Below are 22,407 nucleotides of genomic sequence, written 5' to 3'. Positions count from 1 at the left end.
ACTCGCGGCGATAAGAAAACTCATCGCAGTTGGCGAGATACCTCAGTGAGGGCGGCGGCCAGCAGGCTCTCATAGTGATCGGCATCGGGCATCACCGAGGCACTGGTGTGCACGCTTACCGTCACGGTGTCGCCGATCCCGTGCACCCCATGGGTCAGGCCCATCACCGGCGACAGCGCCGGGAACCCCGCGGTGAACACCACGCGCCCACCGGCGAGAGTCAGATCGGCCGCGCCACGAACCACGCTTGACACCACGGTGTTGCCCGCCACGGTGGGCGGGATGAGATCGGTGTTGAAGGCGTTGACACCCAGCCACATCATCGGTGCAGGCAGTGCCGCACCACCGGCGCGTTGTGCGACCAGCACCGGGTGCGTAGCACGACGGCGCCTGCTGTCAATGCCGTCCGAGATCCGCCGGGCACGGGTGCGTACCTCCGGCTCGCCCCAACACAGGTCGACTCCGACATTGCGGAAGTTGTTGCGTGCCACAGATTCCCCGGACTCTGCGACGGTCACCTCTGCGCCCAGCCTGTCCGGAACCCACTGACCGTGATCACGCAGATACTGCGGCAGCGCCGTACCTATCGCCGTCAGAACGGCGACGGTGACACTGATGTCGTCGGTGCGAAGTTCGTCGCGCGGCCGCACGATCATCCGGATCTCCCGGTGCTCATCGGGCCGGGCATTGAGCGAAATCAGCGGGAAACCTTGCGGTTCGGGCTCCAGCTCGCCCACCTCGACGAGCTCTTGCTGCTGACGGTAAGCCAGGTACCCAGCGCGGCTCGCGCTCAGCAGCCGACCCAACTGCACCGGAAAACCTGCCAGCCCGCGCAGCGCCGCATACCCAGGCACGTCCGGTAACGCGCCGCCCACCGCCACGTCATCGCCGAACAAGGCCCGCGCCGCAGCGGTGGCCCGTCGTCCGTCGGCCAACGCGTGCGATACCTGCAGTACTGCGACGAGCGCCCGGCCCGATGTCTGCGGCGCGCCATGCACCTCAGGAAAAAGATGTAGATGCCAAGGGCTTTCACGGACGTTGACGGTGCTCGTGAGCAGCGCCGCGATCGCGGCGCGACACTGCGGCCAGCTGGACTCCGGCAGCGCGTGCACGGTCAAGGGCACCTGGGATTCGTCGCGCGGCGCCCAGTACGGGTAGTCAAGGTGTCCGGCGACGTCGGCGGCCCGCACGCGCAGATCCGCGATGTGGGTCGCACGTTCGGCGATCGTCTCCCGCACGGCGTCGACATCGTCTGTCGGCGAGTCGAAGCAGAACAACAGGAACTGATCGTTCGGGATCCTCGTCGACATCCAGTACATCTGGGCGTCGCGGGGCTCCATCTGTTCGACGGATGAGCCGCTTGCGCGAAGACCATTGAACATTGTCATACGCCGCCTACTTGTAGGTGCGCCAGGTGTCCCACAGCTGTTGCCACGGCGTAATTCTGCCGTAGTAGCGATAGACATGTGCCTCGTCCTCGTCGGGGGCATGTAACAGTTCGATCCGCTGCACCCCCAAGAAGCCTTGAGCAAGTGTGGGATCCGGATCGTCGACGCCGATGTACATCATGTCCGTCATGGAATCCGGCGGCGCCCCGAAGTAGTAGTACCCACGGTGGAAACTGTAGGCACGGGAGTGCCCCTCACGTCCCGCCTCGACGTCATAGGCGGCGGCCATGGGGTAGATCTGCAGCACCAGAGCCGTACGGTCGCGTACGTTCGGCGGCATCGCATCGTAGGTGTCGCGGGCCACCTGGCGCAGGCCCTCCGTGGAGTGATCGCCGCCGACGAGCATCGTTGGCCCCATGGCACCGGCCCAGGAAAACCAGCGCGCGGCAGCCGATTCGGACACGATGGGCAGCCTGATGATCGCCATGATCACCGATGCGGCCGTCACCAACCCGAAGAGTGCGTAGACCACACCCCGCACCGCGGGCCGAGGAGGACGCCAGCGGGAAAGCCCCACCGCGCCCGCGGCAATCAGCAAGGCGTACAACCCCATGGCGTAGTACGCACGTCCATGGGTCGCGAACATCAATGCCCCCACCAACACCGCAGCCGCCCCCAGGTACCGATAGGGCCGCAGTGACGGCGCCGCCAACAGCGCCACAATCCCGGCCAGCAGCAGCACCAGTCCGAGGAACACGGAACCGACGAGCATGCCTCCCAACAGCGCCGCTCCACGTTCGGACTCCGCCGCCACGATCCCGGCCATCCCCAGGTACGGCCACCCGTGGGTGGCCTGCCAGATGAGGGTCGGGACGGTGGCCACGACGGCAACAGCCCCCCCGGTCCACAATTGCCGACGGCGCAGCAGCGCGCGCGGCCCGAGTACGACCGCGCACAGCAGCACCGCAAGCCAGAGCGCCGGAATGAGGAACTTGGTCTGCATGCTGATCGCGGTGACGATTCCCGCCCACAGCAGCAGCCGATCGTCAGGCAGCAGTTCCCGGAAGCCGCGGGTCCAGCGCACCAGCAGCCAGCACACCACCGACCACAGCGCCGGATCGATGGCCGGCGTCTGCAACCAATGGGCCAGGATCTGGAACATCGCGGTGGCGTAGGCGATCGCCGACAGAGACTGCGTCAGGCGGCCCCCACCGAGCTCCGCCGCGATCAAGCCGCACATCAACGTCCCGATCGCCACCGCCGCTGTCGCGGCGAGGCGCAGCACCCACAACGACCCGGGCGCGATGTTGTCGGCCAGGCCCGCGATGAACGGCACCAGCGGGGGCTGATCGAAGTATCCCCAGGACAGGTGGTCGCGTCCGGCAACAACGAAGTAGGCCTCGTCGAAGAAGTACCCGTATCCCCTGCTGGCCCAGCCGAACACGAGGGCGGTAATCGCGGTGATCGCTGTCAGCTCGGCGCGCGCGACCCGCACGGACGGTATGCCGGGAATGTCGTTGCCGTCGTCGTACCGGGAATTGACCGCCGCCATAGCGGATTCACCATAGCCCCCATGCCATAGACTTCCGCCGTGCCGAGCACCAGCAAGTACAGCGATCCCTTGACCCGCAACGATATTGGACTCTTGGTCCTGCGTGTCGCGGTGGGGGTGACGCTGTGCTGGAACGGGTTGAACATCGTGTTCGCCTCCGACCAGTTCACACAGCTCGGCTCATCGCCGATCGTCGGGCATCCCGATCTGCCGGCACGCGTGCTCGCGGGTATCTACAGCATCGGCGGCGCCATGCTGGTCGCCGGACTCCTCACTCCCTTTGGCGCCAGTGCCGTGCTGGGTTCGATGCTCTACGCCGCAGTCCAGACCTATTCAGTGCGAAACGACCTCTTTCCATCCGGCCCCGCTCTGCAATTCCCCCTTATTCTCGCCGCCGCCGCGCTGGCGGTGCTGCTGCTTGGCCCGGGACGCATCTCTGTGGACGGGCGTTTTGACCGCGACGAGTGGCCCGCAGCCGTCTCATCGGTGCTGGTCATAGCCGGAATCGGGGGCGCGATCGCGGCCTGGGTGCTCGTCAAGGGCACAAATCCGCTTTCTTAAGAGTTCAGCAAGGCCGGTCATGGTCTATGACCTGGGCCGATGCGTCTAGCGAAAATTGCCAGACTTTTCCGATTCGTGACTCAATGATTTCTTAATAGTGACCCCTACTGTTCAGTACATGACGAACGAGGAATTCGGTGCCACGGTCATCGAGATTGACTTCGAAGCCATCTACAGCGGCGAGATGCTGGTTGAGGGCGACAACTCGGAGCAGACCGATGAGTGGTTCCCGCTAGCCGTATAACGGCAGGTAGGCGAACCCCAGAGGGGGGACGCATCGGCGAGGCGCGTAGCGCATCGCATGCCGGGCCCAGCCCCGGATGATTCTCACTCATCCCATCCAGTTGTAGGCGAGGGCAGTCACATGACTGCCCTCGCTTTTTTCATGAGCAAGTTGTTGAGGACCGAACCGGGAGCTACTCGAGCTCCCCGGCGAGCTCCATCCACTGCACCTCGGCCGCGTCCTTCTCGGCGACGACGGCGTTGAGCTCGGCGGTCAGGGTCACCACCCGGTCCGGATCGGTGGCATGTTCGGCGAGCTTCTCGTGCAGCACGGCCTCGCGTTCGTCTAGCTTCACAACAGCCCGCTCGAGCCGGCCGAGCTCCTTCTGTGCATTCCGCAGTGCCGCGCCATCCCGGCCGCGATCCGATGCGACTTTCACAGGAGCGGCAGCCAACGGGGTATGCCGGCGCAGGTATTCCTCGATGCCTCCGGGCAGGTTGGTCAGCTTGCCATCACCCAATAGCGCCCACGTCGAATCACAGACCCGCTCGATGAGATACCGATCGTGGCTGACCACGACCAGGGTGCCTGCCCAGCCGTCCAGCAGATCCTCCACCTGCTGCAGGGTTTCGATGTCCAGGTCATTGGTGGGCTCGTCGAGAAGAAGCACATTCGGCTCCGCCATCAGCACACGAGTCAGCTGCAGTCGGCGACGCTCGCCACCGGAGAGATCGCCTACGGGGGTGCGTTGACGCGCCGGGCTGAACCCGAGCATCTCGGCGACCTGCGAAGCCGACATTTCCTTGTCGCCCAGCACAATCCGCAGAGCGATCTCCTCGATCGCATCGAGCACCCGAATGTCCCCCGGCAGGTCGTCGAGCTCCTGGCGCAGCCAGCCGATGCTGACCGTCTTACCTTCCTTGCGATGCCCGGCCGCCAGCGGCACCGCGCCCGCGAGCACGCGCAACAGGGTCGTCTTCCCGGATCCGTTGACCCCCACCAAGCCGATGCGCTCGCCTGGGGCCAGGCGCCAGGTCAGATCACTCACCAGCTCCTCACCGGTGGGTGTCGTTACCGTCGCATCCTCGAGCTCGATGACGATTCGCCCCAGACGGCGACGCGCAAATGCGCTGAGCGCCACCGAGTCTCGCGGCGGCGGCACATCCGCGATCAAGGCTTCGGCCGCCTCGATCCGGTACCGGGGCTTGGACGTGCGCGCGGGTGGCCCGCGCCGCAACCAGGCGAGCTCCTTGCGCGCGAGATTGCGGCGTCGTGCCTCGGCGGCGTCGGCCTGCCGCCCGCGTTCGGCACGCGCGAACGTCCAGTCCGCGTATCCGCCCTCGTACGATTCGACGCTGCCGTCGACGACCTCCCAGGTACGAGTGGCGACGGTGTCCAGGAACCACCGATCGTGCGTCACGACCACCAGCGCGGTGCGCCGCGCTAGGAGGTGCTCAGCCAGCCACTGCACGCCTTCGACGTCCAGGTGGTTCGTCGGCTCGTCAAGAATCAACAGATCAAGATCGCGAACGAGTGCGGCGGCGAGCCCGACCCGGCGCCGCTGGCCGCCGGAGAGCTGGTCCACCCGTCTGTCGAGGCCGAGGGCCGCCACTCCAAGCCCGTCGAGAATCGAACGGATCCGTGCATCCCCGGCCCACTCGTGCTCGTCGACGCCAAGCGGCGCGATCACGACATCGAACACAGTGTCACCGACAAGGTCCTCGCGCTGGGTGACGACGGCTTGGCGCAGGTCTCCGGTGCGACTCACTCTGCCCTGATCCGCCGGCTCGACACCTGCGAGTACCTCCAGCAGCGTGGTCTTGCCTCCGCCGTTGAGGCCCACCACTCCGATGCGGTCTCCTGCTTGCACCCCGAGACTCACGTTCGAGAGCAACGGCTTGACGCCGTATGACTTCGAGACGTTCTCGAGATTGACGAGGTTGATGGCTTTCGCAGGGGAGGTCATGGCCTCCACAAACTACTCAGGGACGGGCAGCCGGCGCCACTTTGCTACCCCGGTCGAGGAGCCCCGCCCGTCGCAAGGCGAACAATGCCGCCGCACACACCAGTCCAATGCCGGTGAGCGATACCCACAACAGGGCGGGCTTACCGTGCTGCTGGGTATAGCCGAATATCGAGCCGGTCAGGAGATTCCCCGCCAGAATGCCGACACCGACGATCGTGTTGTACAGCCCGTAGTGAGTGGCAATCAGCCGGTTATCCGCCAACCGGACCACGGTGTCCATCTCGAAGGGGAAGGTCGCGATGGTACCCACGGCCAGCAGGGCCGCCGCCAGCAGCAGCGCAGTGATCGCAGGGACCGATCCGGCCGCGGTCGTCGGCATCAGCATCAGCGGCACAAAGGCTGCCGCGATGACCAGCATCCCGAGCACCAGGCTGCGGCTGGGACCGAACCGCGCGGACAACCAGCCCGTAAGCCGCACCTGGCCGGCGATGGCCACCAGCCCGGACACCACGAAGATGCTTGTCACCAAAACCGTTTCGGATTTCTTGTCGCTGGTCAGCAGTGCCGCTTGGAATGGCAACGCCAGGTACACCTGGAATGTCAGCACGTACGAGCCGATCATGGCGCCGGAGAACAACAGGAAGGCCTTGTTGGACACCACCGAGCGCCAGTCGGCGAGCACGGGCTGCCTGTCTACGTCCTGCTCGACGCGGTTCGACGGCAGGGCCATCAATTGGATCACCGTCAGGACCGCGAAAACCGCTGCGGCGACCGCACACGTGATCCTGAAATCCCACGCTGTCAATGCCAGACCGACGATCGGCCCGAAGAGGATTCCCGCCTGGTAAAAGACGTTGAAGACCGCGAACGCCTCCACCCGGCGCTCCCCCGAATCCGCCGCCAGGTAGGCACGCACCGCGGGATTGAATAGTGCACCCGCGAAACCCGTTGCCGCCGAGGCGATCAATATCGCCGGTAGGGAGCCGACAAAGGCCAACATCAGGAATCCGGCGACGCGTAAGAGACATCCGGCCACGATCAGCGGCTTGTACCCGAACCTGTCGGCCAGGGTGCCGCCGACCAGAAACATGCCCTGCTGGGAGAAGTTTCGGACACCCAGCACCAGCCCCACCATCCACGCCGCCAAACCCAGTGGCCCGGCAAGGTACCCGGCGAGGTACGGCATCAGCATGTAGAAGCCGACGTTGATGGCGAATTGGTTCACCATCAGGATCTGGCTGGGACGATCGAAAGATCGGAACTGGCGCAAGGTTTGGATCACGCCCTCCTCCCTATCGGGTCGATCACATGGTTCAGCCTGGTCCAGCGGTCTACCACCCGATCCGACGGATCGTCGATCACATCGGGATCCTGCGCCGGTGGGCGGTCCAGCAGATCGTGGTCGCGGCAGTAATCGTCATCGTAAATCGTGCCGTGGTAGCGCATCGGGCCGTCGGGGAAGATAGCGGCGACGCGCGATTCGGGCGCCGATGTCCGCGCTACCCACCCCGCGACCAACGCCACCGACCCGACGCTCCATCCACCGCTGGCATGGTAGCTGGAGGCCAGAGTCCGGGCCGCCCAGACGGCCTCATTCGGCGCGACCCAATGGGCTTCGTCGAACGCGGGGTAGTCGACATTGCCCGGGTAGATGCTCGACCCGAGGCCACGCATCAGCCGCGAGCTGGCAGGCTGCCCGAAGATGGTGGAGCCAACGGTGTCGACACCCACCAGTCGCAGATTCGGATTATGTTCCCGCAGTACACGTCCCACACCCGAGGAGTGCCCACCGGTTCCCACCGAGCAGACCAGGGTGTCGACGGTTCCCAGCTGATCGATCAGTTCCTCCGCGAGCCCGCGGTAGGCATCCACATTGTCAGGGTTCTGATATTGGTCGGGGCACCATGAATCCGTTTCGGCGGCAAGTATTTCGGCGACGCGATCCTTACGTGCCTGCTGCCAGCCTCCGATCGGATGCGGCTCGGTCACAGTGACCACCCGCGCACCGTAGGCCGTCAGCATGCTGCTCACGATCGGCTCCAAGCCCGGATCGGTGACGAGGGTGACCGGGTGCCGATAGATGATTCCGGCCAGGGCCAGCCCCAACCCCAGTGTTCCGCTGGTCGATTCGACGATCATGGCGCCGGGCTTGAGTTCCCCGCGCGCGCGGGCCTGTTCGATCATGTGTAGCGCGGGCCGGTCCTTCATGCCGTTGGGGTTATGCCCTTCGAGCTTGGCCCAGAAGCCGGTGCCCGGCGTTGCGAACGGCTCCGACACCCATAACACCGGGGTGTTGCCCACCAAAGTGTTGGGGTCATGGAACTTGGGCCCCAAGTGAGTGCAGCTACGACGAGATGACAGAGCAATGCTGTTGTTCATGGAGAATCCCTGCGTGAGGGCCGCACGCGGCGGCCGGGAAGCTGATGACGGCGTATGGGCATGGCGGAACTCCGCTTTGCCCGACGAGCCGATCAGCGCCGAATGACGCAGAGATCGGTGAGAATGTCGCGACCCGTTCGGGCCCCGTGATAGCCGGCGGCACGTGGTGGACCGCGCGAGAGATGCGCAGCCACGGGCTGGAACACCAGGGCGGCGAGAGCAAACGCGGCCAGCACGAAAAGAATCCGCAATGGATTATGGCTCCGGGTCAGCCCAACCAGCCCGTCCACGGTCTGGCATGCCATCTGATGCACCGCGTTGTCGAGGTGCGCATGCGTAGCCGACGGCCCGTGCCCCTGGAGCGCGGCGTGCGTTGCTTGATGGTGCGGCGCCTCGGCGCCGCCGTGACCGGCGGAAGCGCAATGCAAAACCGGCAGACTCGCGACCATGGCCACCAGGACCGCGACAAGCCACAGCCGACCACGGCCACGGGTGCGGCGCGCTCCGGTCAGCATGACGCGAGATTAGCACGATTTTACATACCCTCACGGGGTATGTGACCTGATCGCTATCTAATCGTGGTCAGCACTCAACGCTGACATGCATGACCCGATAGTCCAATACCGGTTGCAGTTCGCCATCGGGCGGCAACACGTCACGGCACTAGCACGTGATTGTCTTTCATACCCCTACGGGGTATATATGATGTTATGACACCGAGCGATTCACCACTGCTTGACCGCCGCGGGCTCCTCCGTCTGGGCATGACAGTTGCCGCGGCAGGATTTCTCGCGTCCTGCACCAAGAACTCCCCCGCAGCCGTAATGGCGCAACGTATTAACCCTGATTCGGCCCGAGTCGCCGCAGTGGAAGCGGCCCGACGGATCCAGGGGGCTCCGGTCAGACAGTTCGCTCTGAATGCCGGACCCGCTCAGATCGACCTTGCCGGGAACCGAGTGTCAACATGGGCATACGGAGGACGGGTACCCGGCCAGGAGATCCGCGTGCGCAAGGGTGAAATCCTCCGCGTGCAAACAGTCAACAATCTCCCGGCGCCCACCACGATCCATTGGCACGGCCTGGCGCTACGCAACGACATGGACGGCGTACCCGGCCTCACCCAACCGGAGATCCCGCCGACAGGGGTGTTCGACTACGAGTTCGCGGTGCCGCACGCGGGGACGTACTGGTTCCACCCACATGTCGGAACGCAAATCGATCGCGGGCTGTACGCACCGCTGATCATCGAGGACCCCGACGAGCGTGTCGATTACGACGAAGAACTGGTCGTAGCTCTCGATGACTGGATCGATGGCACCGGCACCGATCCCGACCAGGTGCTCGAAGGGCTACGCGCGAAGGGCATGCCGCCGATGGATCACTCCATGGGAGGCATGGGGATGGACCCGACGGCACCACTGGGTATGGACGCCGGCGATGTGCAGTATCCCCACTATTTGATCAATGGAAGAGTGGCCGCAGATCCGTTCGCCGCCACCTATCGCGCCGGCCAACGCGTGCGGCTGCGCATCGTCAACGCAGGCGGCGACACGGCATTCCGGGTCAGCATTCCCGGTGCGCCGATGACAGTCACGCACACCGACGGCTTCCCGGTACAGCCCTACACAACCGACACCATCCTGGTCACCATGGGCGAGCGGGTCGACGCAGTGGTCACGATCCCGGGTTCATCGGTGCCGCTGGTGGCCGTGCCCGAGGGCAAAAATGGCTTCGCACAACTGATTCTGCGTTCGGGCGATACTCCGGTGCGCGGCCGCGCCGACGACGCTGCAACGCTGATGAAGTCCCAGGTGCCGCTGGATACCGCGACGCTCAGCGCTATCCCCGAGGTCCAGCTCGAGCGCCGCGACCCGGATGTCACCCATGACGTGCGCTTGGCCGGGCCGGTCGGTAAGTACACGTGGACCATCAATGGCAAGACCTATGACCCGCGCGATGGACTTCCGGTGCGTGAGGGACAACGCGTACGTCTGCGTTTCATCAACGACTCAATGATGTTCCACCCCATGCATCTACACGGACACACATTCTCGGTTCGAGATGCACAGGGGGCCTTCCGCGCCCGCAAGGACACGGTTCTCGTGGCTCCCATGAAGACCGTCGAGGTGGACTTCGACGCCGACAATCCCGGGCAGTGGCTTACCCACTGCCACAACATCTATCACGGCGAAGCCGGAATGATGGCGGTCGTGTCCTATGTGCAGGACTAGCGTGCGCAGAAGATTCCTCAACACATAAGGGAATTGCCCGGCTATATGCGACAACTCCGGTTGATCAGTCAACAATGACAGGGTGACGAATCGCTGGTTTGGGCTCACCATCGACTGCGCGGACCCTGCACGGCTCTCGTCGTTCTGGGGTGCGCTGCTCGAGCTCACACCCTCCACCGAGCATGGTGATGACCCGGATTGGGCGACGCTAGGCACACGCACCGGCCATCAACCACGGCTTACCTTTCAGCGTGTGCCGGAGGCGAAGACCTCGAAGGTGCGCCTTCATCTCGATGTTGAGGTCGATGACATCGATGTCGCGAGGGCTCAAGTGGAGCGACTCGGCGGATCGTGGTCGGGCGAGCGTCATGACTACGACGAGGGGGTTGTGCTCGTCATGTTCGATCCGGAAGGAAATGAGTTCTGCCTCGTCCAGTTCTACGACTGACGGCAGGTCATACTCCGAACTTGGCACGCGCCTCGGGGGTGACCGGAGTGAACAGATTGACGAGATTCCCGTCGGGGTCCCGGAACAGCAAGGCGCGGTTCCCCCACGGCATTGTTGTCGGCTCGGTGACCACCTCGGTGAGCTGCTCACGAAGCCGGGCGTATTCGGCGTCCACGTCATCCACGATGAACTCGAGAATGACTGTGCGGTTGGCCGCCGACTCAGCAGATCCATGCCCAAACAGCGGGACGGTCTTCTCGCTGCCGATCGCCAGCGTGCCGACCGGAGTCGGAATCTCCGCGAAGAGTTCGTTCCCCCAGACGGCCTCTGCGTCGGTGATCATCTCGTAGAACGTGACCAACCGATCGACGTCGGCGGTGATGATCCGCGTCGAAACGAATCTCATGGGTAGACCTCCTGAAGATGCCGCCGATGATCGGCGGATTGCGCGGTGAGCCAGATGTTAGGTGCGCACCCCGACAAGTCCGGGAGACTGGAAGCACCTGATCGGAAGAAAGGCCGCCATGAATGACACGGAACTGCGAGGCGTGCTCGAAGCACACTGGGCCGCCTCCGACGCGAACGACTTCGATACAGAGCATCGCGTCTACCGACGTGACGCGGTTCTCGAGTACCCGCAGTCGGGTGAGCGAATCCGCGGCCGCGCCAACATTCAGGCCTCGCGCGAAGCGCAACCGAACAAGAAACGGTTCACCGTGCGACGAATCACCGGTGGTGGCGACCTATGGGTCAGCGAGCTCGTCACGACCTACGACGCGAAGCCCTTTCATGTGGTGAGCATCATGGAGTTCGACGACGGCGAGGTGATCCGCGAAACGCAGTACTTCAGCGAGCCCTTCGAAGCCGGACCATCCCGCGCTCAGTGGGTTGAACCCATCGGGTGATCAGACGTTGAAACGGAATTCGATCGCGATCGGCTACGTGATCGCGGCGCGGACGATCTCGGCAACACGCTGCTCGGTGACGTCGTCCAGGCCCTCGAAGTACCAGGCCGCAGGAATCAATAGTCCGTCCTCGCCCCCGGCGGGCTTGAGCGTGGCCTTTTCGCTCACACCAAGGCTCATCAGGTCGTCGTTCCGGAAGAAGACGAGGACAGGACTGCTCGCAGACTTGGCGTAGCCCGGCATGCCGTACCAAATACGCGGCTTGAGTTCGGGTGCAGCAGCGACAATCACGTCGTGCATGCGCCGCATGACACCCCGCGCAGGCTCATTCATCCCCGCGATTTTGTCGAGTACCTGCTGGAGGTTCTTGTCGTCCTTCGTAGCCATTGTCATGTCCTTTCGTCAGCCGATGTCGGTAACACCGGCGCAATGGAATTAGCGCGCCACAAGGCGCAGCACCCCATTCGGACATGTCCTGATCAGTCAGGCCTCTCCGCAATGATTCAGGTGATCGTTCACCTGGAAGCGCGAATGTGGCAGGCGTCGCCGCCACGACAATCACGTTAACACGCAGGTCAGACGTTGAAGCGGAATTCGATCACGTCACCGTCGGCGGATGCTGATCACCGGTGTCCGAATGCCGGGTAGCGGCCCATTCAGTCTGCATCGTCTTTAGGCTTGCACAGAGAGTCATAGAAGAGAGAAGGGACCACCTGGTGACCGAACAAGGTGCAATTCGCCCGGAAGATGTCCTATCAGACGCCGAAAACTCCGCAACAGTCGATGGAGTCACCGTACGCAAGGGCACCGTCGCCGCGTTCATCGCAAACGCCAAACTGTTGGAAACCACTCCCCAGTCAGATCCGCGCTACGCAGACATCGAAAGCGAGCTCCGAAACCTTGTACCCGGGGTACGCGCCGTCGGGCTCCTCGATGTCTTCTTTCCACGCTCGTCACTCGTCGCTTCCATCCTTGACGAGTCGGCTTCCGGTTAGTCGCTACTCGAGCGCCGCACGACCCGGCATCCTCAAGAGCTTTGCTGCTAGACGTTGAACCGGAATTCCACCACGTCGCCGTCGACCATGACGTACTCCTTGCCTTCCATACGGACCTTTCCGGCCGCCTTCGCCGCGGTCATCGAACCGGCCTCGACGAGATCCTCATAGGACACCACCTCGGCCTTGATGAAGCCCTTCTCGAAGTCGGTGTGGATGACGCCGGCAGCCTTCGGCGCGGTGTCACCCTGGTGAATCGTCCACGCCCGCGCCTCTTTTGGCCCGGCGGTCAGGTAGGTCTGCAGCTTCAGCGTGTGGAAACCCGCATGGGCCAACGCATCCAGACCCCGCTCGGTCTGCCCGATCGACTCCAAGAGCTCAGCGGCAGACTCCTCGTCCAGCTCCTGCAGCTCGGACTCGATCTTCGCGTCCAGGAACACCGCATCGGCCGGGGCCACCAGCTGCCGCAGTTGCGCAACACGGGCGTCATCACCCAGCACCGACTCGTCGGCGTTGAACACGTACAGGAAGGGCTTGGTGGTCATCAGGTTCAGCTCGCGCACCACCGACCAGTCCCTACCCGTCGAGAACAACGTCTTGCCCTCGTCGAGCACCTCTTGCGCGGCCTTGGCGGCATCGGCGAGCGGCTGGCGTTCCTTCTTGGTTTTGGCTTCCTTCTCCAGCCGCGGCACCGCCTTCTCCAGCGTCTGCATGTCGGCGAGAATCAGCTCGGTCTCGATCACCTCGATATCGGCCGCAGGATCGACCCGGCCATCGACGTGAACAACGTCGTCGTCGGCGAACACCCGCACCACCTGACAGATGGCATCGCATTCGCGGATGTTGGCCAGGAACTTGTTCCCGAGCCCCGCCCCTTCCGAGGCACCCTTGACGATTCCGGCGATGTCCACGAACGTCACGGTGGCGGGCAGCGTTCGCGCCGAGCCGAATACCTCCGCGAGCTTGTCCAGGCGCGGGTCCGGCAGCGGCACCACGCCCTCGTTCGGTTCGATCGTCGCAAACGGGTAGTTGGCCGCCAGCACGTTATTGCGCGTCAGCGCGTTGAACAGCGTCGACTTTCCGACGTTTGGCAGACCAACGATTCCCAAGTTCAGGCTCACGAGATGGTGATTCTACGGACCCGGGCAGATAAGAATGCTCAGGTGACCTTTTCCACCAAGCGGATCTACGAGACTCCCGACCCTGCGGACGGTTACCGCGTGCTGGTCGACCGCCTCTGGCCACGCGGAGTGAGCAAGGCCGCCGCACAGGTCGATCTCTGGTTCAAGGACATCGCGCCGAGCCCGGACCTGCGGGTCCGCTGGCACCATGCCCCCGCCGAGGATTGGGGCACCCACGCCGAGGAGTACCGCGCCGAGCTGGCCACCAACCCGGCGGTCGATACCGCGCGTGAGCTTGAACGCGAACATGGCACCGTCACGCTGCTCTACGCCGCGAAGGACCCGGAGCACAATCACGCGATCGTGCTGCTGGACTTCCTTAGTAGTTGATGTCAGCAGGTGATGTCGACGTGCATCACCCGATGATTCGACAGGATGGAGCCACCCCAGCTGGCTCCCGGCGCGTTGATCGATGCACCCGGGGCCAAGAGCCGGCCTGGACGGACGGCGGTCGCCTTGCAGTCAGCCATGGGGCCGCTACCCACGCGGTTGACGACGACGATGTTGCCGCGCGACTCCAGGTCGGCGATCACATCGGTGGCGCTCTCCCCATCGGGGCCGGCGTGCGCCGACGGCGCGGTAAGCAATGTCGCTGCGACCGCCACCGCGGATACCGCAAAACGAGAAATCATGGATGCTCCTGTGTAGAACCGCGATACCGCGGCATGGCTGATTTGGGGTCGGATATCACCGACCCCGTCAGCACCGATTCACACAGCTCCTGAGCAACACCATCCGGCCGCCTCGAGCGATAATTCGTTGCGACATAGGCGATCCACGTGTCGCCGTGAACAGCAAGAAGACCACCACGAACGCCAACACCAGCAGCATGGCCCCCGCGGGGATACCCCGGCACATCTTGGCGATCTGCACGACCTGCGCGAAGGCATCTACCTGGGGCTCGTGCGCCGGCGAGGCATTCGCCCCATCTTCATCGAGAGCGTGCACCGTCGACACTGATCCGGTCTCGGCCATGACACTTCCCGGGTTCACCCCCACGAAGCACAGCACCCCGGCGACAAGGACCAACACGGTAACCCGTAGGGGGTAATCGTATGGCCGCATGAGCGCACACTAGCTCACGCTTTGCCCCTATGCCGAGACCTATACACCCGGTGGTTACGAAAAATTAACTTAACGCCCGTCGCCGAGCTCACTGCTCCCGCGGAATAAGCGCCCACAACACCAGGTAGGCCAGCACCTGCGGCCCTGGGAGCAGGATCGACGCGACCGTGAGCACCCGGACGATGGTCACGTCCCATCCGAAGCGCTGGGCAATTGCCGCGCACACCCCGCCGATCATCTTCCCGGTCTGGGGACGTCGCAGTGCAGTAGTCATGTCATCACCGTAGGCCACCGAAACACCGTGGCGCATCAGGGAAGTCCCTGATCTTTTCCTGGTCTTCGCGACTCAGCATTTCAGGTCCACGTAATAGGTTCCGTGATCCAGCGTCTTCTGAACCGACTTGCGGTGAGCGCCGACAGGATGCTCCTCTCGGTACACCGAAGTGCCCTGCCGCACTCCGGTCACCACGCAATCCTCCAATGGCCAAGTACCCGTTCGGTTCAGCATGACGTAATTTCCTTGTTCCTCAAGGGAACTGATCACGGTCTCGGGGTCGCCATAGTCCTGCGGACCCGCATGTGCAATGGCCGACAGTGCCACCGCCACAATCGGGAACACCACGATGGCACCCAAAGCCTTTGTAAACCACACTGTTTTGGTCATACCCCAACGCTATGAATCAAGATCACGAGCCACATCAGGGATCGCCCCGATCTATCCCTGAACTTGAGCAGACACTCGATGTACGACAGGGCGCCACAGCAGGGACCTAAGGTAACGCGCATGGCCACCTCGGTAGAGCCCCAGGATCTGACTCCCCCACCCGGCGTCGAGCTGCTGCGCACCGACCCCGACCTCCCTCCCGTCGGCGTCGTCGACAACCGGGCGCCCTCGCCCACATCGCGTGTGGTGCTGGTACTGGTGGCACTGCTGGGAGCCTTCGCCTGGACGATGATCGCGCTGCTGCGCGGGGAGCACGTCAACGCGGTGTGGTTCGTGGTCGCCGCGATCTGCACGTACCTGATCGCCTACCGGTTCTACGCCAAGCTGATTGAACGCAAACTCGTCAGGCCGCGGGATGACCGCGCCACCCCCGCCGAGGCCCTCGACAACGGCAAGGACTTCGTCCCCACCGACCGGCGGGTGCTCTTCGGCCACCACTTCGCCGCCATCGCCGGAGCCGGCCCCTTGGTCGGTCCGGTGCTGGCCGCCCAGATGGGCTACCTGCCCGGGATCATCTGGATCGTCGTTGGCGTCGTTCTCGCCGGGGCGGTTCAGGACTACCTGGTGCTGGTGATCTCGACCCGGCGCGGCGGTCGCAGCCTGGGCCAGATGGCCCGCGACGAGATGGGAACCGTCGGCGGAGTCGCGGCGATGGTCGCGATTTTCGTCATCATGATCATCCTGATCGCGGTACTGGGCCTGGTTGTCGTCAACGCCCTGGGCGAAAGCCCCTGGGGTGTGTTCTCCATCGCGATGACCATCCCCATCGCGCTGTTCATGGGCGTGTACCTGCGCTATCTGCGACCCGGGCAGGTCACCGAGGTCACCGTCATCGGCGTGGCACTATTGCTCGCCGCCATCATCTCCGGCCGTTGGGTCGCCGAATCCGGCTGGGGCGAGACACTGTTCAGCCTCGACAAGACCACCATCGCCTGGCTGATGATGTTTTACGGATTCGCCGCCTCGGTGCTGCCGGTGTGGCTGCTCCTTGCTCCCCGCGACTACCTGTCGACCTTCATGAAGGTCGGGACCATCGCGATGCTGGCCGTCGGCATCCTGATCGCCCGGCCGGTGGCGCAACTACCGGCAGTCAGCGAGTTCGCCTTCAACAGCTCGGGGCCGGCCTTCGCCGGATCGCTATTCCCCTTCCTATTCATCACCATCGCCTGCGGGGCGCTGTCGGGCTTTCACTCACTGATCGCCTCCGGTACCACTCCCAAGCTGCTGCAGAAAGAGAGCCAGGCCCGCTTCATCGGATACGGCGGCATGCTCACAGAGTCCTTCGTCGCTGTCATGGCATTGGTCACCGCGGCGATCCTCAACCAGCACTTGTACTTTGCGATCAACGCCCCCACCGCGGTAACCGGCGGTACCGCGGAGACCGCGGCCGCCTACGTCAACGCGCTGCCGATCGGCGGCCCGGACATCACCGGCGCGCAGCTGACCCAAACCGCCAAGGACATCGGCGAAACATCGATCGTCTCGCGCACGGGCGGTGCCCCCACCCTGGCCATCGGAATCTCGCATGTCATGTCGGATGTATTCGGCGGCAGCGGTTTCAAGGCCTTCTGGTACCACTTCGCGATCATGTTCGAGGCACTGTTCATCCTCACCACCGTCGACGCCGGCACCCGGGTCGCCCGGTTCATGTTGTCCGACTCCCTGGGAAACCTGGGCGGGCCGCTACGTCGCTTCAAGGACGCCTCCTGGCGCGCCGGGGCATGGATCTGCTCGGCGATCGTCGTCGGTGGCTGGGGTTCGATTCTGCTCATGGGTGTCACCGACCCTCTGGGCGGTATCAATACCCTGTTCCCGCTATTCGGCATCGCCAACCAACTGCTGGCCGCGATCGCCCTGACGGTGGTGCTCACGGTGACCGTCAAACAACGGCTCTATGCGTGGGCGTGGATTCCGGGCATCCCGCTGGCCTGGGACCTGACCGTCACCATGGCCGCGTCCTGGCAGAAGATCTTCTCCTCGGACCCCGCCGTGGGGTACTTCACACAGCACCGGCTCTATGCGGCGGCCCGCGATACGGGTTTGACGACGTTCAAGACCGCCAAGACACCCGAAGCTATCGACGCCGTGATCCGTAACACGTTGGTCCAGGGGACGCTGTCGGCTGTCTTCGCTTCGTTGGTGCTGATCGTCGTCGCGGCCGGTGCCTGGACATGTCTGCGCGCAGTCCGGGCCGGAGGTCTGCCCGTAACGGAAGATCCGGCAGTGCCTTCCAGACTCTTCGCGCCCAGCGGCTTCCTGCCCACCGACGTGGAGAAGGAAGTCGAAAAACAATGGGCAGCGCGTGAACTCGCCGGGACCCGAACATGAAGGTGATCAAAGGGCTGGTGTGGTGGGTCACCTCCGTCATGGGCGACCACGACTACCAGCGGTACGTCGAGCACCTGCGGCGGCGCCACCCGGGCCATCCGGTGCCCACCGAAGCCGAGTTTTGGCGGGCGCGGTACGCCGACGCCGACGCGAATCCATCCGCGCGATGCTGCTGACACAAGCGCGCTGACGGGCACCGTTACCGAACATCCGGCTCGACACCGGTACCTTTCAACATGTGACAGGTCAACGCGCCCGCTCATCGGTGGAAGCCGATCACCGGTCGGCGCACCCCGATATTCCGGGTGTGCCATGGTGGGGCGCCATCCTGATCGCGGTCGCTGGTACCGCTCTTGGTTTTGCGATTGACGCGATGACCAACGGTGAGAAGCTGACTGGCGCCTTTGCCGGCTGCTATGCGGCGGGATGCGTCGTGGCGGTTTTCGCGGTGCGGCACTCATCGATTTTCACCGCCGTCGTGCAGCCGCCGCTCATCCTGTTCGCGAGCATTCCCATGGCCTACATGGTCATGTCGCAGGCGCCACTATCCGGCGGAAAGTCGACGGCGATCACCATCGGGTACCCGCTGATCGAACGTTTTCCGCTGATGATCAGCACGGCGCTGGGCGTGCTGATCATCGGGGTGGTGCGCTGGTACTGGGGGATTTTCGCCGGCAGGCCCACCAAGGAAAAGGCAGCCAGGCCCGCCAGGACGAAGACCACCAAGACGACCAAGCCGAAGTCTTCGGCCCGGACACGGGTGCAGGCGCTGGTGGATGCCGACGCAACCGGCAAGGCCGCCGGAAGTACCGCGCGGACCCGTCGCCCCCGCGCCGACGAGCCCGCCGCACGGACACGCCACGGTCGGCATGAGTCCGGAGTCCGTCGCCGTCCGACCCATGACTCCGAACCCGTCTCGCGGCGGACGTCGGCGGTCGGCACACCGTGGGAGGACGAGCGCCCGATGCGGACCGAGCGCCGTCCCGCGCGTCGGGTCCGCGACGAATATGACGAATACGGGTACGAACCGCGGCCCCGCTACCGGGAGCCCCTGGCGGAACCCACGCGCGAACCGCACCGCCCGGCGGTCAGGTACAGGGACGAACGCCCGCCGACGCCGCCACGGCGTCGTCAGGACCGATACGACGACGCCTGGGACTACGACCGCTAGCTAGCGGCGTGCGGCCCGCAGCTCTCGCGGCAGCGAGAACACCAATGTCTCGTTGGCGGTGGTGACCGGTTGTACCTGGCCGTAGCCGTACTCGGCGAGCCGATCCAGAACCCCGCGCACCAGCACTTCGGGCACCGAGGCACCTGAGGTGACCCCGACCGTCGTCACGTCCTGAAGCCAGGCCGGGTCGATGTCTTCGGCGTAATCCACCAGGTACGAGGCGTGGGAGCCCGCACCGAGGGCCACCTCGACCAGGCGCACCGAGTTCGACGAGTTGCGCGAACCGACAACGATCACGAGCTCACATTCGGGAGCCATCGCCTTCACCGCGACCTGACGGTTCTGGGTGGCGTAGCAGATGTCGTCGCTCGGCGGGTCCTGCAGCGTCGGGAATCGCTCCCGCAGGCGCTGGACCGTCTCCATGGTCTCGTCCACGCTCAGCGTCGTCTGGGACAGCCAGATGACCTTGTTCTCGTCACGCACGGTGACCTTGTCCACCGAGCCGGGGCCGTCGACCAACTGCACGTGATCGGGAGCCTCGCCGGCGGTACCGACGACCTCCTCATGCCCCTCGTGACCGATGAGCAGGATGTCGTAGTCGTCGCGTGCGAAGCGCTTGGCCTCCTGGTGCACCTTGGTAACCAGCGGGCAGGTGGCGTCAATGGTCTTCAGGTTGCGCGCTGCGGCGTCGACGTGGACGGTCGGAGCCACACCGTGGGCGGAGAACACCACGATCGCCCCCTCGGGCACCTGATCGGTCTCGTCGACGAAGATCGCCCCGGCCTTGGCCAGCGTTTCCACCACGTAGCGGTTGTGCACAATCTCGTGACGGACGTAGACAGGGGCGCCGTGTTTCTCCAGCGCCCGCTCCACCGTCTCGACCGCACGATCGACACCCGCGCAGTAACCACGCGGCTCTGCCAGCAGCACTCGCTTGCTCGTCGGCGGGCCGACGACGGCGCTCACCATCCCCGGAGTGCCCATATCGACTGCAGCCATGCTCACCAGCTTACGGCCCAGCCTTTCGCTGCACGACCGATGTAAGGCAAGCTTGGACCCATGATTCGTCCTCCGTTCGGCGTCCGGTTGCTTCTTGGGGTCGCCGCCACCGTTCTCGAAGAGACCCGCAAGCTGCCGCAGGCGGTACTGACCTATCCCATGACGGCCGCCAGTCAGACCGTGCAGAACTTCATGCGGTTCCAGCAGACAGTCACGGAATTGGCCATCAAGGGCGACGAGACCTGGGAAAACATCTTCCCGCCCACCGATGAGCAGCCGGAGTGGGCAACGTTCGACGAGGATCTCGACGAGCTCGACGCACCCGAACCCGACGAGACACAGGCCAACGCCGTCTACGAGGACGCCGCCGAGCGGATGACACAGGGACGGTTTGCGCTGTACTCCGCGGAGCCCACGGCGCCGTCTGCTCCCGAACCCGCGACGGCACCGGCACCCGAGGCCGAGCCGGAGATCGCGAAGGCCACGCCACGCAAGACGCCGGCGAAGAAGGCGGCCGCCCCGAAGGCCCCGGCCAAAAAGGCGGCACCAGCGGCGCCCGCCGACGCCCCGGACCCGAACGCTCCCGACATCGTCGTCGAGCTCGGCTACCACGACCTGACGCTGGCTCAGCTGCGCGCACGGCTGCAGTCGCTGTCCGTGGGCGAGCTCGAAGACCTGCTGACCTACGAGGACGCTCACAAGGCACGGGCGCCGTATCAGACCCTGCTCGCGAACAGGATCACCCGCGCCGCTGCCCGTGGCTGATCCGGGAACCAGCCCCGAAAACCCCTGGCCGGTCCGGGCTGTTGCCACCCGGGTGGCCAAGTGGATCGACCGCCTGGGCCAGGTGTGGGTAGAAGGTCAGCTGACCCAGATCGACGTCCGGCCGGGCAGTAAGACCGTGTTCATGGTGCTGCGCGACCCGTCCGCCGACATGTCGCTGACAGTGACCTGCCCGCCCGACATGGTGCGCAACGCGCCGGTGAAGCTGACCGAAGGCACCCAGGTGGTGGTGTGCGGCAAGCCCACCTTCTACACGGTGCGTGGATCATTTTCGTTGCGGCTCAGCGAGATTCGTGCGGTAGGGATCGGCGAGCTGCTCGCCCGAATCGAGCGGCTGCGTCAGCTGCTGGCCGCCGAGGGATTGTTCGATGCCCGGTTGAAGCGCCCTGTTCCGTTCCTGCCTTCCCGCATCGGGCTGATCACAGGCCGGGCGAGTGCCGCCGAGCACGACGTAACCTCTGTGGCCTTGGCACGTTGGCCCGCAGTGCAATTCGCGGTCCGCAATACCCCGGTACAGGGCCCGCATGCGGTGGCAGAAATCGTGTCCGCGCTACAGGCACTGGATGCCGACCCCTCGGTGGATGTGATCGTGCTGGCCCGCGGCGGTGGCAGCGTGGAGGATCTGCTGCCGTTCTCCGATGAGACGCTGTGCCGCGCGATTTCGGCCTGCCGCACCCCGATAGTGAGCGCCGTCGGGCATGAGCCGGACAACCCGCTATCCGATCTGGTGGCAGACCTGCGCGCGGCAACACCCACCGACGCGGCCAAGAAACTGGTGCCCGATGCGGCGGCCGAGCAAGCGCTGATTCTGGACTTGCGGCGGCGTTCGGCCCAGGCGTTGCGCAACTGGGTGCAGCGCGAGCAGCGCGGGTTGGACCAGGTACGCAGCCGGCCGGTGCTGGCCGATCCACTCCGCATGGTGACGGTGCGCCACGAGGAAATCAGCGTCGCCCGCACGGCATTGCGCCGCGATATGAAGCGGATGGTGGAATCCGAAACCCAACGGGTGAGCCACCTGTCGGCACAGCTGGCCACGCTGGGACCGGCCGCCACCCTGGCACGCGGGTACTCGGTGGTGCAGCGCGTACGCGACGATGGCACCGTGGAGGTTCTGCGCACGGTGGCCGACGCGCCCGCCGGAGCATCGCTGCGTGTGCGCGTTTCCGATGGTGCCGTGACCGCGACCGTGACCGATTCTCTTCACGTAACCGGCTCATCGACGACAGGAGAACCGTCATGACCAACCCCGCCGAGCTCGGCTACGAGCAGGCGCGCGCCGAGTTGATCGACGTCGTGCAGCAGCTCGAACAGGGCGGGCTGGATCTGGACACGTCGCTGGCCCTCTGGGAGCGCGGCGAGGCACTGGCCAAACGCTGCGAGGAGCATCTGGCGGGCGCCCGCAAGCGCATCGAAGACGCGCTCTCCGAATAAACATAGGTTGCGGATGGCAGCATTCTGGAGTTAGCTGTCAGCGTGGGAGGAGAACGGTGGGGGGCCGATCAGGTCTT

Annotated in this window: 27 protein-coding genes; 13 read left to right on the top strand and 14 right to left on the bottom strand. The window is 64.7% G+C overall.

What is annotated here, in order from left to right:
* Positions 1 to 20: 20 nt before the first annotated feature.
* Both DSM43276_RS05725 and DSM43276_RS05720 read right to left on the bottom strand, forming a co-directional pair.
* Positions 21 to 1,382: a WS/DGAT domain-containing protein gene (locus DSM43276_RS05725; RefSeq protein WP_078329466.1), complete on the bottom strand. Its 1,362-nt coding sequence runs from the start codon at positions 1,380 to 1,382 to the stop codon at positions 21 to 23.
* A gap of 13 nt (positions 1,383 to 1,395) precedes the next feature.
* Positions 1,396 to 2,940, bottom strand: a complete 1,545-nt coding sequence (locus DSM43276_RS05720) for an ArnT family glycosyltransferase (RefSeq protein ID WP_078329465.1) — start codon at positions 2,938 to 2,940, stop codon at positions 1,396 to 1,398.
* 39 nt (positions 2,941 to 2,979) lie between these two features.
* Here DSM43276_RS05720 and DSM43276_RS05715 point away from each other — a divergent pair, with 39 nt between their 5' ends.
* Together DSM43276_RS05715 and DSM43276_RS23930 are read left to right on the top strand one after the other, a co-directional pair.
* A complete protein-coding gene (locus DSM43276_RS05715; protein ID WP_078329464.1) occupies positions 2,980 to 3,501 on the top strand; it encodes a DoxX family protein in 522 nt (173 codons plus the stop codon).
* A 118-nt stretch (positions 3,502 to 3,619) separates the two neighbouring features.
* Positions 3,620 to 3,745: a hypothetical protein gene (locus tag DSM43276_RS23930; RefSeq protein WP_044104255.1), complete on the top strand. Its 126-nt coding sequence runs from the start codon at positions 3,620 to 3,622 to the stop codon at positions 3,743 to 3,745.
* Positions 3,746 to 3,917: 172 nt separating this feature from the next.
* On the opposite strand, the gene DSM43276_RS05710 is transcribed toward DSM43276_RS23930, so the two are convergent.
* The 4 genes from DSM43276_RS05710 to lpqS form a co-directional block, all read right to left on the bottom strand.
* On the bottom strand, positions 3,918 to 5,699 hold the full coding sequence (locus DSM43276_RS05710) for an ABC-F family ATP-binding cassette domain-containing protein (RefSeq protein ID WP_078329463.1): 1,782 nt from the start codon (positions 5,697 to 5,699) through the stop codon (positions 3,918 to 3,920).
* A 7-nt stretch (positions 5,700 to 5,706) separates the two neighbouring features.
* Entirely contained in the window at positions 5,707 to 6,960 is a 1,254-nt protein-coding gene (locus DSM43276_RS05705) for an MFS transporter (RefSeq protein ID WP_078329511.1), read from the bottom strand.
* A gap of 8 nt (positions 6,961 to 6,968) precedes the next feature.
* Positions 6,969 to 7,994, bottom strand: a complete 1,026-nt coding sequence (locus tag DSM43276_RS05700; RefSeq protein ID WP_078329509.1) for a PLP-dependent cysteine synthase family protein — start codon at positions 7,992 to 7,994, stop codon at positions 6,969 to 6,971.
* Between the two features lie 167 nt (positions 7,995 to 8,161).
* The gene (gene lpqS, locus DSM43276_RS05695) at positions 8,162 to 8,584 is read right to left on the bottom strand and encodes a putative copper homeostasis (lipo)protein LpqS (RefSeq protein ID WP_109556066.1); all 423 of its coding nucleotides are present in this window, start codon (positions 8,582 to 8,584) and stop codon (positions 8,162 to 8,164) included.
* A gap of 195 nt (positions 8,585 to 8,779) precedes the next feature.
* On the opposite strand from lpqS, the gene DSM43276_RS05690 reads away from it, so the two are divergent.
* Positions 8,780 to 10,300 (top strand): multicopper oxidase family protein, encoded by a 1,521-nt coding sequence (locus tag DSM43276_RS05690; protein ID WP_078329462.1) that lies wholly within the window; start codon positions 8,780 to 8,782, stop codon positions 10,298 to 10,300.
* 82 nt (positions 10,301 to 10,382) lie between these two features.
* Complete coding sequence (locus tag DSM43276_RS05685) at positions 10,383 to 10,748, top strand: VOC family protein (RefSeq protein ID WP_078329461.1); 366 nt, start codon at positions 10,383 to 10,385, stop codon at positions 10,746 to 10,748.
* Between the two features lie 7 nt (positions 10,749 to 10,755).
* Here the strand turns inward: DSM43276_RS05685 and DSM43276_RS05680 are convergent, their stop codons facing one another.
* Positions 10,756 to 11,154 carry a VOC family protein gene (locus DSM43276_RS05680; protein ID WP_078329460.1) on the bottom strand — a complete coding sequence of 133 codons (399 nt, stop codon included), beginning with the start codon at positions 11,152 to 11,154 and terminating at the stop codon, positions 10,756 to 10,758.
* Positions 11,155 to 11,272: 118 nt separating this feature from the next.
* On the opposite strand from DSM43276_RS05680, the gene DSM43276_RS05675 reads away from it, so the two are divergent.
* Entirely contained in the window at positions 11,273 to 11,653 is a 381-nt protein-coding gene (locus DSM43276_RS05675; protein WP_078329508.1) for a nuclear transport factor 2 family protein, read from the top strand.
* A 33-nt stretch (positions 11,654 to 11,686) separates the two neighbouring features.
* Here DSM43276_RS05675 and DSM43276_RS05670 read toward each other — a convergent pair whose 3' ends face one another.
* Complete coding sequence (locus tag DSM43276_RS05670) at positions 11,687 to 12,040, bottom strand: DUF1801 domain-containing protein (RefSeq protein WP_234803017.1); 354 nt, start codon at positions 12,038 to 12,040, stop codon at positions 11,687 to 11,689.
* 329 nt (positions 12,041 to 12,369) lie between these two features.
* Between DSM43276_RS05670 and DSM43276_RS05665 the strand changes: the two genes are divergently transcribed.
* Complete coding sequence (locus DSM43276_RS05665; protein WP_078329458.1) at positions 12,370 to 12,648, top strand: hypothetical protein; 279 nt, start codon at positions 12,370 to 12,372, stop codon at positions 12,646 to 12,648.
* A gap of 47 nt (positions 12,649 to 12,695) precedes the next feature.
* Here DSM43276_RS05665 and ychF read toward each other — a convergent pair whose 3' ends face one another.
* Positions 12,696 to 13,769 (bottom strand): redox-regulated ATPase YchF, encoded by a 1,074-nt coding sequence (gene ychF / locus DSM43276_RS05660; protein WP_078329457.1) that lies wholly within the window; start codon positions 13,767 to 13,769, stop codon positions 12,696 to 12,698.
* Between the two features lie 3 nt (positions 13,770 to 13,772).
* Here ychF and DSM43276_RS05655 point away from each other — a divergent pair, with 3 nt between their 5' ends.
* On the top strand, positions 13,773 to 14,159 hold the full coding sequence (locus DSM43276_RS05655) for a DUF488 domain-containing protein (RefSeq protein ID WP_078329456.1): 387 nt from the start codon (positions 13,773 to 13,775) through the stop codon (positions 14,157 to 14,159).
* 2 nt (positions 14,160 to 14,161) lie between these two features.
* On the opposite strand, the gene DSM43276_RS05650 is transcribed toward DSM43276_RS05655, so the two are convergent.
* The 4 genes from DSM43276_RS05650 to DSM43276_RS05635 all read right to left on the bottom strand — a co-directional run bounded on the left by DSM43276_RS05650 (position 14,162) and on the right by DSM43276_RS05635 (position 15,558).
* Positions 14,162 to 14,461, bottom strand: a complete 300-nt coding sequence (locus tag DSM43276_RS05650; RefSeq protein ID WP_078329455.1) for a hypothetical protein — start codon at positions 14,459 to 14,461, stop codon at positions 14,162 to 14,164.
* 67 nt (positions 14,462 to 14,528) lie between these two features.
* The gene (locus tag DSM43276_RS05645) at positions 14,529 to 14,861 is read right to left on the bottom strand and encodes a hypothetical protein (protein WP_078329454.1); all 333 of its coding nucleotides are present in this window, start codon (positions 14,859 to 14,861) and stop codon (positions 14,529 to 14,531) included.
* Positions 14,862 to 14,982: 121 nt separating this feature from the next.
* Positions 14,983 to 15,204 carry a PspC domain-containing protein gene (locus DSM43276_RS05640; RefSeq protein ID WP_078292872.1) on the bottom strand — a complete coding sequence of 74 codons (222 nt, stop codon included), beginning with the start codon at positions 15,202 to 15,204 and terminating at the stop codon, positions 14,983 to 14,985.
* 36 nt (positions 15,205 to 15,240) lie between these two features.
* Positions 15,241 to 15,558, bottom strand: a complete 318-nt coding sequence (locus DSM43276_RS05635) for a hypothetical protein (protein ID WP_078329453.1) — start codon at positions 15,556 to 15,558, stop codon at positions 15,241 to 15,243.
* A 120-nt stretch (positions 15,559 to 15,678) separates the two neighbouring features.
* Here DSM43276_RS05635 and DSM43276_RS05630 point away from each other — a divergent pair, with 120 nt between their 5' ends.
* From DSM43276_RS05630 to DSM43276_RS05620, 3 genes are all read left to right on the top strand, one after another.
* Entirely contained in the window at positions 15,679 to 17,946 is a 2,268-nt protein-coding gene (locus DSM43276_RS05630; RefSeq protein ID WP_109556064.1) for a carbon starvation CstA family protein, read from the top strand.
* The gene (locus DSM43276_RS05625) at positions 17,943 to 18,122 is read left to right on the top strand and encodes a YbdD/YjiX family protein (RefSeq protein WP_078329452.1); all 180 of its coding nucleotides are present in this window, start codon (positions 17,943 to 17,945) and stop codon (positions 18,120 to 18,122) included. Before DSM43276_RS05630 ends, DSM43276_RS05625 begins: the two co-directional genes overlap by 4 nt.
* Before the next feature lie 62 nt (positions 18,123 to 18,184).
* Positions 18,185 to 19,117 (top strand): DMT family transporter, encoded by a 933-nt coding sequence (locus DSM43276_RS05620; protein WP_211196711.1) that lies wholly within the window; start codon positions 18,185 to 18,187, stop codon positions 19,115 to 19,117.
* On the opposite strand, the gene DSM43276_RS05615 is transcribed toward DSM43276_RS05620, so the two are convergent.
* Positions 19,118 to 20,116 (bottom strand): 4-hydroxy-3-methylbut-2-enyl diphosphate reductase, encoded by a 999-nt coding sequence (locus DSM43276_RS05615; protein WP_078329506.1) that lies wholly within the window; start codon positions 20,114 to 20,116, stop codon positions 19,118 to 19,120.
* Positions 20,117 to 20,176: 60 nt separating this feature from the next.
* Between DSM43276_RS05615 and DSM43276_RS05610 the strand changes: the two genes are divergently transcribed.
* Genes DSM43276_RS05610 through DSM43276_RS05600 form a run of 3 tightly spaced genes read left to right on the top strand, consistent with a single transcriptional unit; the run spans position 20,177 to position 22,330 of the window.
* Positions 20,177 to 20,881 carry a lipid droplet-associated protein gene (locus tag DSM43276_RS05610; protein ID WP_078329450.1) on the top strand — a complete coding sequence of 235 codons (705 nt, stop codon included), beginning with the start codon at positions 20,177 to 20,179 and terminating at the stop codon, positions 20,879 to 20,881.
* Positions 20,868 to 22,139: an exodeoxyribonuclease VII large subunit gene (xseA, locus tag DSM43276_RS05605; RefSeq protein ID WP_412458662.1), complete on the top strand. Its 1,272-nt coding sequence runs from the start codon at positions 20,868 to 20,870 to the stop codon at positions 22,137 to 22,139. Before DSM43276_RS05610 ends, xseA begins: the two co-directional genes overlap by 14 nt.
* Entirely contained in the window at positions 22,136 to 22,330 is a 195-nt protein-coding gene (locus tag DSM43276_RS05600) for an exodeoxyribonuclease VII small subunit (protein ID WP_078329448.1), read from the top strand. The genes xseA and DSM43276_RS05600 overlap by 4 nt, the downstream gene beginning before the upstream one ends.
* Positions 22,331 to 22,407 lie beyond the last annotated feature (77 nt).

It is taken from the genome of Mycobacteroides salmoniphilum (genome assembly GCF_004924335.1).
Taxonomy (GTDB): Bacteria; Actinomycetota; Actinomycetes; order Mycobacteriales; family Mycobacteriaceae; genus Mycobacterium; species Mycobacterium salmoniphilum.
The sequence above is the reverse complement of the archived record's forward strand: the minus strand, read 5'-3'. Positions and strand labels throughout refer to the sequence as shown.

Bases quoted from the DNA above. Each gene is read 5' to 3' on its own strand.
- DSM43276_RS05725 (WP_078329466.1), bottom strand. From the start codon at position 1,382: ATGTTCAATGGTCTTCGCGCAAGCGGCTCATCCGTCGAACAGATGGAG.
- DSM43276_RS05720 (WP_078329465.1), bottom strand. From the start codon at position 2,940: ATGGCGGCGGTCAATTCCCGGTACGACGACGGCAACGACATTCCCGGC.
- DSM43276_RS23930 (WP_044104255.1), top strand. From the start codon at position 3,620: ATGACGAACGAGGAATTCGGTGCCACGGTCATCGAGATTGACTTCGAA.
- lpqS (WP_109556066.1), bottom strand. From the start codon at position 8,584: ATGCTGACCGGAGCGCGCCGCACCCGTGGCCGTGGTCGGCTGTGGCTT.
- DSM43276_RS05690 (WP_078329462.1), top strand. From the start codon at position 8,780: ATGACACCGAGCGATTCACCACTGCTTGACCGCCGCGGGCTCCTCCGT.
- DSM43276_RS05680 (WP_078329460.1), bottom strand. From the start codon at position 11,154: ATGAGATTCGTTTCGACGCGGATCATCACCGCCGACGTCGATCGGTTG.
- DSM43276_RS05675 (WP_078329508.1), top strand. From the start codon at position 11,273: ATGAATGACACGGAACTGCGAGGCGTGCTCGAAGCACACTGGGCCGCC.
- DSM43276_RS05670 (WP_234803017.1), bottom strand. From the start codon at position 12,040: ATGGCTACGAAGGACGACAAGAACCTCCAGCAGGTACTCGACAAAATC.
- DSM43276_RS05655 (WP_078329456.1), top strand. From the start codon at position 13,773: ATGGTGATTCTACGGACCCGGGCAGATAAGAATGCTCAGGTGACCTTT.
- DSM43276_RS05650 (WP_078329455.1), bottom strand. From the start codon at position 14,461: ATGATTTCTCGTTTTGCGGTATCCGCGGTGGCGGTCGCAGCGACATTG.
- DSM43276_RS05640 (WP_078292872.1), bottom strand. From the start codon at position 15,204: ATGCGCCACGGTGTTTCGGTGGCCTACGGTGATGACATGACTACTGCA.
- DSM43276_RS05635 (WP_078329453.1), bottom strand. From the start codon at position 15,558: ATGACCAAAACAGTGTGGTTTACAAAGGCTTTGGGTGCCATCGTGGTG.
- DSM43276_RS05630 (WP_109556064.1), top strand. From the start codon at position 15,679: ATGGCCACCTCGGTAGAGCCCCAGGATCTGACTCCCCCACCCGGCGTC.
- DSM43276_RS05625 (WP_078329452.1), top strand. From the start codon at position 17,943: ATGAAGGTGATCAAAGGGCTGGTGTGGTGGGTCACCTCCGTCATGGGC.
- DSM43276_RS05615 (WP_078329506.1), bottom strand. From the start codon at position 20,116: ATGGCTGCAGTCGATATGGGCACTCCGGGGATGGTGAGCGCCGTCGTC.
- DSM43276_RS05610 (WP_078329450.1), top strand. From the start codon at position 20,177: ATGATTCGTCCTCCGTTCGGCGTCCGGTTGCTTCTTGGGGTCGCCGCC.
- DSM43276_RS05600 (WP_078329448.1), top strand. From the start codon at position 22,136: ATGACCAACCCCGCCGAGCTCGGCTACGAGCAGGCGCGCGCCGAGTTG.